The sequence below is a fragment of the Anaerotruncus sp. DFI.9.16 genome, from assembly GCF_024461615.1.
GTDB lineage: Bacteria > Bacillota > Clostridia > Oscillospirales > Ruminococcaceae > Anaerotruncus > Anaerotruncus massiliensis.
In genome coordinates this window covers 1-7,860 of the sequence record NZ_JANFZX010000082.1, presented here as the reverse complement: position 1 = coordinate 7,860, position 7,860 = coordinate 1, and the positions used below count along the sequence as shown (strand labels likewise).

Annotated in this window: 6 protein-coding genes; 5 read left to right on the top strand and 1 reads right to left on the bottom strand. The window is 61.1% G+C overall.

Annotated features, from left to right (window positions below):
• Positions 1–473: 473 nt before the first annotated feature.
• The 5 genes from glgB (at position 474) to NE609_RS16100 (ending at position 6,701) form a co-directional block, all read left to right on the top strand.
• On the top strand, positions 474–2,489 hold the full coding sequence (gene glgB, locus NE609_RS16120; protein WP_256153103.1) for a 1,4-alpha-glucan branching protein GlgB: 2,016 nt from the start codon (positions 474–476) through the stop codon (positions 2,487–2,489).
• A gap of 24 nt (positions 2,490–2,513) precedes the next feature.
• A complete protein-coding gene (locus tag NE609_RS16115) occupies positions 2,514–3,725 on the top strand; it encodes a glucose-1-phosphate adenylyltransferase (protein WP_121587613.1) in 1,212 nt (403 codons plus the stop codon).
• 4 nt (positions 3,726–3,729) lie between these two features.
• On the top strand, positions 3,730–4,857 hold the full coding sequence (gene glgD / locus NE609_RS16110; protein ID WP_101549152.1) for a glucose-1-phosphate adenylyltransferase subunit GlgD: 1,128 nt from the start codon (positions 3,730–3,732) through the stop codon (positions 4,855–4,857).
• An 87-nt stretch (positions 4,858–4,944) separates the two neighbouring features.
• A complete protein-coding gene (gene glgA / locus NE609_RS16105) occupies positions 4,945–6,381 on the top strand; it encodes a glycogen synthase GlgA (RefSeq protein ID WP_256153102.1) in 1,437 nt (478 codons plus the stop codon).
• Positions 6,382–6,518: 137 nt separating this feature from the next.
• Positions 6,519–6,701: a hypothetical protein gene (locus tag NE609_RS16100; protein ID WP_101549156.1), complete on the top strand. Its 183-nt coding sequence runs from the start codon at positions 6,519–6,521 to the stop codon at positions 6,699–6,701.
• A 213-nt stretch (positions 6,702–6,914) separates the two neighbouring features.
• Here NE609_RS16100 and prmC read toward each other — a convergent pair whose 3' ends face one another.
• On the bottom strand, positions 6,915–7,739 hold the full coding sequence (prmC, locus tag NE609_RS16095) for a peptide chain release factor N(5)-glutamine methyltransferase (protein ID WP_256153101.1): 825 nt from the start codon (positions 7,737–7,739) through the stop codon (positions 6,915–6,917).
• Between the last annotated feature and the right edge of the window lie 121 nt (positions 7,740–7,860).

Genomic DNA, 7,860 nt, shown 5'->3' with positions numbered 1-7,860 from the left:
CCCTTGAGCGCCCTTCTTTCGTCCATTTCTTGGGCGATCAAGAAATGGACCCGCCTGCCGGGGCGGGACCCGGCGATCCCCGCCGCCGGAGGCGGCACATCTAAAGCGCCCCGGAGGGGCGCGAAGAAAGCTCCGCCGGGCGCAGCGCGGCAAATCCAAAGCCGCCGGCGGGCGGGCCCCGGCAATCCCCGCCGCTTGGAAAGCGGCAAATCAAAGAACATTTCCCACCACCATTTACATGCCAAAACGACACGAAATTCATGTTATAATAGAAACTTGCGGGTCTCTGACAGGACAAGGAGGGCCGCAACTGGAAAATATCGTTAGGCGAAAGAAACAGGAATGTGCACAAAATATGTGCATAATAGATAAAATGCTTAGAAAGTTTTCATTGTTTTTACGCGATATTTCACAAGAAATACTTGAAAGGCGCTCCAAAAACTGTTAAAATATAAAAAAGGGAGGTGAGGGCAATGGTTAAGCCAAAAAAAACAAAGTCGAAAGACAGCTTTCCATTGTATCTATTTCATCAGGGGACGAATTATAAGGCCTATGAATACTTAGGCGCCCATCCCTGCCGCAAGGATGAAGAAGATGGATACGTATTCCGCGTGTGGGCTCCCAACGCCGTGTCGGTATCGGTCGTTGGCGATTTCAACGACTGGGACCCGGATGCGAATCCGATGACGCTTCTGGAAGATCATGCGGTTTGGGAATGCATGATTTTTGGCCTCAAGCAATATGATTTATATAAGTTCTGCGTGAAGACCAAAGATGGACGCGCCCTGATGAAAGCGGATCCTTACGCCTTCCATGCCGAGACTCCGCCGGAGACGGCCTCCAAGCTGTACGACATCGAGGGCTACGAGTGGGACGACGGCGCGTGGTTCGCGAGCCGCCAGGGCTTCAACCCCTACCGCAGCCCGGTCAATATCTATGAGATGCACCTCGGCTCCTGGCGGCGCTACCCCGACGGCAACACCTACGACTACCGCAGGACCGCCGACGAGCTGGTCGAATACCTGGGCGACATGGGCTACAACTTCGTCGAGCTGATGCCGGTGATGGAGCACCCCTACGACGGTTCGTGGGGCTACCAGGTGACGAGCTATTTCGCGCCGACCTCGCGCTACGGCACCCCGCACGACTTCATGTACTTTGTGGACAGGTGCCACCGGGCGGGCATCGGCGTGATCATGGACTGGGTGCCCGCGCACTTCCCCAAGGACGCGCACGGCCTCTACGAGTTCGACGGCCAGCCGCTCTACGAATACCAGGACGTGCACAAGCGCGAGCACGCCCACTGGGGGACCCGCATCTTCGACTTCGGGCGCAACGAGGTCGTGAGCTTCCTCACCTCGAGCGCGATGTTCTGGGTGGAGAAGTACCACATCGACGGCATCCGCGTCGACGCGGTGGCCTCGATGCTCTACCTCGATTACGGGCGCGAGGACTGGGAATGGCTGCCCAACGTCAACGGCGGCCGCGAGAACCTCGAGGCGGTGGCGTTCCTTCAGAAGATGAACACCGCCGTGCTCACCGAGCATCCCAGCGCGCTGATGATCGCGGAGGAGTCGACCGCGTGGCCGATGGTCACGAAGCCCGCCTATGTGGGCGGGCTCGGGTTCAATTTCAAGTGGAACATGGGCTGGATGAACGACATGATCGCCTATACGTCGCTCGACCCGATCTTCCGCAGCTACAACCACGACAAATTGACCTTCAGCCTCTTCTACGCCTTTTCGGAGAACTTCATCCTGCCGATCTCCCACGACGAGGTGGTGCACGGCAAGTGCTCGCTCATCAACAAGATGCCGGGCGACTACGCGATGAAATTCTCCGGTATGCGCACCTTCCTGGCCTACATGATGACCCATCCGGGCAAGAAGCTGCTCTTCATGGGCTGCGAGTTCGCGCAGTTCATCGAGTGGAACTACAAGCAGCAGCTCGACTGGATGCTGCTCGACTACGACTCCCACCGCCAGATGCAGCAGTTCGTGCGGGACCTCAACCACTTCTACCTCGCGCACGCCTGCCTGTGGCAGGTGGAGGACTCGTGGGACGGCTTCAACTGGCTGGCGCACGACGACCACGCCCGGAACATCATCGTCTTCCGCCGCATCGACGACAACGGGGACGACCTTGTGGTGGTCTGCAACTTCGCGCCTGTGACGCGGGAGGACTACCGCATCGGGGTGCCCGACGCGACGAGCTATGACGAGGTCTTCAACACCGACGACGTGAAATACGGCGGCAGCGGCGTGGTGAACCGCGGCGCGATCCGGGTGAAGAACCAGCCGGACCACGACATGAAGCAGTCGATCACGCTCACGGTGCCGCCGCTGGCGGCGGTCTTCCTCAAGGGCAGGCCGCGCAGGACGGAAAAGGCCGTCCGGGCGAAAACCACGGCCAAAAAGGCCGCGAAGGCCCCGGCCGGAAAGCCTGTTGTGAAGAAAGAGCGCAGGAAACCCCAAAAGCAGGGGACTTGAGCCATCAACAAAGGGGGTAACAACATGTTCAAGAAGGAATGGATTGCCATGCTGCTCGCCGGCGGGCAGGGCAGCAGGCTGTACACACTGACGCAGAACCTCGCCAAGCCGGCGGTTCCCTTCGGCGGCAAGTACAGGATTATTGATTTCCCGCTTTCCAACTGCATCAACTCGGGGATCGACACGGTGGGCGTGCTCACCCAGTACCAGCCGCTCGTGCTCAACGAGTACATCGGCAACGGCCAGCCGTGGGACCTCGACCGCGCCAACGGCGGCGTGTTCGTACTGCCGCCCTACCAGAAGTCCTCCGGGTCCGACTGGTACACCGGCACGGCGAACGCCATCTACCAGAACATCAACTTCATCGACCGCTACGAGCCGGAATACGTCCTGCTCCTCTCGGGCGACCACATCTACAAGATGGACTATGAGAAGATGCTCGCCTACCACAAGGAGAAGAACGCCGACTGTACGATCGCGGTGCTTCAGGTCCCGATGGAGGAGGCCAGCCGGTTCGGCATCATGAACACATACCCGGACGGCACCATCTTCGAGTTCGAGGAGAAGCCGCCCCAGCCCAAGAGCAACCTCGCTTCGATGGGCATCTACATCTTCACCTGGGAGAAGCTGCGCAAATACCTCATCGAGGACGAGGCCGACCCGCTCTCCTCCAAGGATTTCGGCAAGAACATCCTGCCGGCGATGCTCGGCGACGGGCAGAAGATGGTCGCCTATCCGTTCGAGGGCTACTGGAAGGACGTCGGCACGATCGACAGCCTGTGGGAGGCGAATATGGACCTGCTCGACCCGAAGGTCCCGCTCGACCTCTACGACGACAGCTGGAAGATCTATTCCCGCAACCCGGTCATGCCGCCGCACTACATCGCCAACGGCGCGGTGGTGCAGAACTCGATGGTCACCGAGGGCTGCACGATCGCGGGCAATGTCGACTTTTCCATCCTCTTCGCGGGCGTGACCGTCGAGGAGGGCGCGGTGGTGCGCGATTCGATCATCATGCCCGGCACGGTGATCAAAAAGGGCGCGGTCGTCGAATACGCGATCGTGGCGGAAAACTGCGTGATCGGGGAGGGGGCCGTGGTCGGCCAGAGGCCCGAGAACGCCGAGAACAGGGACAACTGGGGAATCGCCGTTGTCGGCAACGGCATCACAATCGGCGCAGGCGCGGTGGTAGCCCCCAAAGCGATGATCGACAAAGACGTTCAGGGGGTGCAATAAGGACATGAGAGAAAATAAAGTAATGGGGATTATTTTCTCCAATATGCACGACAGCATGCTCGGCGAGTTGACCGAGCGGCGCACGACCGGCTCGGTGCCCTACGGCGGACGCTACCGCCTGATCGACTTCGTGCTCTCGAGCATGGTCAATTCCGACATCCAGGATATCGGGATCATCACCAAGCAGAACTACCAGTCGCTGATGGACCACGTGGGCGCGGGCCGCGCGTGGGACCTCGCCCGCAAGCGCGGGGGCCTCGTCATCCTGCCCCCCTTCGCGAGCAGCCAGGGCAGCGGCATCTATCGCGGCCGGCTTGAGGCGCTCCAGGGCGCGATGAGCTACATCAAGCACAACGACGCCAAATATGTGCTTCTCTGCGACAGCGACATCATCGCCAACATCGACATGCGCGAGATGATCAACGAGCACATCAAATCGGGCGCGCAGATCTCGATGATGTTCAAGACCACCGAGGTCTCCGCCGAGAGCGCCCGCGACACCACGACCCTCGCCTACGACGAGGAGACGAAGGATGTCACCGACATCTCGGTGCGCCCCGACGTGCGCGGCACCCAGCATGTCTACATGAACGTCATGCTGCTGGAAAAGACGCTGCTTGAGCGGCTGGTCGGCGAGGGCAAGAGCCACGACCAGTATTCCCTCATCCGCCACGCCATCCAGCCGGCGGTCGGCAAGCTGGCCATCAAGGCCTACGAGTTCAGCGGGTACACCCACAAGATCTCGGGCATGAAGAGCTACTTCGCCGCCAACATGGAGCTGCTCGACCCGCGGGTGCGCGCCGAGCTCTTCCCGAACAAGCGCCCCGTCTTCACCAAGGTGCGCGACCAGGTGCCCGTCAAATACGGCCTGTCGGCGCGGGTGGGCAATTCGCTGATCGCCGACGGCTGCATCATCAACGGCGACGTGCAGAACTGCATCATCTTCCGCGGCGCCAAGATCGGGCGCAACGCGGTGCTCAAGAACTGCATCATCATGCAGGACACCTATGTCGGCGACAACGCCCACCTCGAGTACGTCATCACCGACAAGGATGTGCTCATCAAGGATTCCCGCGTGCTGATCGGATATGAGACCTATCCGACCTACATCGCCAAGGGGAACAGCATCTGACCGGAGGGCCAATTCGTACAGGGGCGGCTGTGGCCGCCCCTGTCCTCACAGCAGACCGGCCATGCCGGCGAATACAGGAGGAAGAACATGAGGATTTTATATGTGGCGAGCGAGGCGACCCCGTTTATCGCGACCGGCGGGCTTGCCGACGTCGCGGGCTCCCTGCCGCGGGCGATCCGCAGCAAGCAGCACGCGTGCAGGGTCGTCGTCCCGCTCTACAGCTCGATCAAGCCCGAACTGCGGGAAAAGATGCAGTTCGTGTGCAGCTTTTACGTCCCGCTCGGCTGGCGCAACCAGTACTGCGGCGTCTTTGAAAGCAACTACAACGGCGTCAAGTATTACTTCCTCGACAACGAGTACTACTTCAAGCGGGACGGCGGCATCTACGGCTTCTACGACGACGCGGAGCGGTTCGCCTTTTTCTCCAAGGCCGTCTGCGAGATGATCCAGTACGTCGATTTTGACCCCGAAATCCTGCACTGCAACGACTGGCAGACCGCAATGACGCCCGTCTACCTCAACCTCTTCTACCGCCACCTTGACAAATACAAGAATATCAAGACGGTCTTCACCATCCACAACATCCAGTACCAGGGCAAATACGGCATGGAGATCGCGACCGACGTGCTGGGGCTGCCCTATTACGCCGCGCCCACCATGCTCTACGACGGATGCCTCAACATGATGAAGGCGGCCATCGAGGTGTGCGATTATGTCACGACGGTGAGCCCGACCTACGCCAAGGAGATCACCGACCCCTGGTTCGCCCACGGCCTCGACCGCCTGCTGCGCGCCAATCAGCACAAGCTGATGGGCATTTTGAACGGCATCGACACCCAGAGCTACAACCCCGGGGCCGATCCGGCGCTCTACGCGAATTACGGCCCCGAGACGATCGACCGCAAATACGTCAACAAGACCGAGCTGCAAAAGACCATGGGCCTCAAGCAGGATAAGGACACGATGCTGGTCGGCGTCGTGACGCGGTTTGTCGCGCACAAGGGCATCGACCTCATCCAGTATATCTATGAGGAGCTGATGAAACGGGAGCTTCAGGTGGTGGCGCTCGGCTCGGGCGACTACATCTTCGAGAGCTTCTTCCAGGAGATGCAGGCCAAATATCCCGGCAAAACGGCGGTGCGCATCGGGTTCATCCCCGACCTCGCGCGCAAGATCTACGCGGGCGCGGACTGCTTTTTGATGCCCTCCAAGAGCGAGCCCTGCGGGCTTGCCCAGATGGTGTCCCTGCGCTACGGCACCCTGCCGATCGTGCGCGAGACGGGCGGCCTCAAGGATTCGATCACCGACATGGGGCTGAACCTCGAGGGCAACGGCTTCACCTTCAAGACCTACAACGCGCACGACATGCTCGGCGCGATCGACCGGGCGGCGGGGCTGTATTACAACCGCGAGGTCTGGCCCAAGGCGGTCCAGAAGGCGATGACCTGCGACTTCTCGTGGGACCGCTCGGCGGGCGAGTACATCGATATGTACCACAGAATCCTGGGAGAGCTGGGCGGCTGATCAAAGAAAAATGCCGGGGCGGGTATCGAAGGATACCCGCCCCGGTTTTTTGCGCGCAAAATTTTGTGTACTTAGAATAAGTACGTTTTGCGGCCCGCCCGCCGCCGCCATGTTATGATAGCGAAGGGGGCGATAGGATGCCGTTGATGATCCAGGGCTGCAAAAAGGAGCGCTCGGTTTACAAAACGATCTATCTTCCGGAGCGTTTGGCCGACGCGGTTGATCGTATCGCGCTGCGGGAGAATGTCAGCTTTAACCGCGTCATCGTCTGTTTGGTCGAGTTTGGCGTGGAGGCTGCTTTGGCCACGGAGGATTGCTAGGCCCCGCCCGTGGGGACATGTCCTTGGGGGACTTTTTTTCTTGAAAAAAGTCCCCCAAACCCTTCAAAAAAGCGCCTGAAGCCCGGCGTTTCGTCAGAAACGCCGGGCCTTTTCTCACCCGCAACTTTTCACCGAGCCGCAGCGAGGCGCTTCGGAGGCCAACCGCCCGAAGGGCGGCTCTTGGGCCGGAGATAAAAAAGTTGACAAAACTTTTCATTTTAGGCCGGTTACCACGCGCGCGACGCCCGCGAGGTCGCGCCGGGTTTCCACCGCGTGGAAACCCGCGCCGCGCACCAGAGCCGCGACCGCTTCCGCCTGCGTGTACCCCACCTCGAGCGCCAGAAAGCCCCCCTCTTTGATCAGCGGACGGTAGACGCCCGGCAGCGCCCGGTAAAAATCCAGCCCGTCCCCGCCGCCGTAAAGCGCCATTTCCGGTTCGCGCTTTACCTGCGGCGGAAGCCCCGCCATCTCCTCCCGCGAAATGTACGGCGGATTGGATACCACGCCGTCGAGCGGCGGCAGCGCGGGCGGCGCGAGCGCGTCGCAGTGAAGCGCCTCCACCGGCGCGCCGTTTCGTTCGATGTTTCGCGCGAGATAGGGGAGCGCCGCCTCCGACAGCTCGAGCGCATACACCCGCGCGTCCGGACGCATGTGCGCGATCGAGATTCCCACGCACCCGCTCCCGGCGCACAGGTCCGCGACGACCGGCGAAGGGGTCTCCTCCATCAGGCCGAGCGCGGTCTCCACCAGCGTCTCGGTGTCCGGCTGAGGGATGAGCACCCCCTCGCCCACAAAGAAGGGCAGCCCGAAAAATTCCCACTCGCCCAGCAGGTATTGGAGCGGTTCGCCCTCCGCGAGCTTTCGGCAGTGCGCGAAAAAGCGTTCCAGAGCCGGCGCCCCCGCTTGCCGCGCGTCCAGTCCCGGCGCGTATCGGGGGAGCCTGAATGCGCCCTCAAAGAGACAGGAGACCTCGAACGCGCGGTCGGTGCCTGGCCCCGCGAGCGCGAGCCCTTCGCGGTAGGCGTCGGCGAGCGTCATAAACTTCCCTTCCTTTCCAAAACGCGCCGGCGATATTCGCCGGCGCGTTTTTGAGTTGTGGCGCGGTGGACGGGGCGGGGAGGCGGAAAATTGCGCGGCCCCCGCCGCGCCCCCCCCCGTT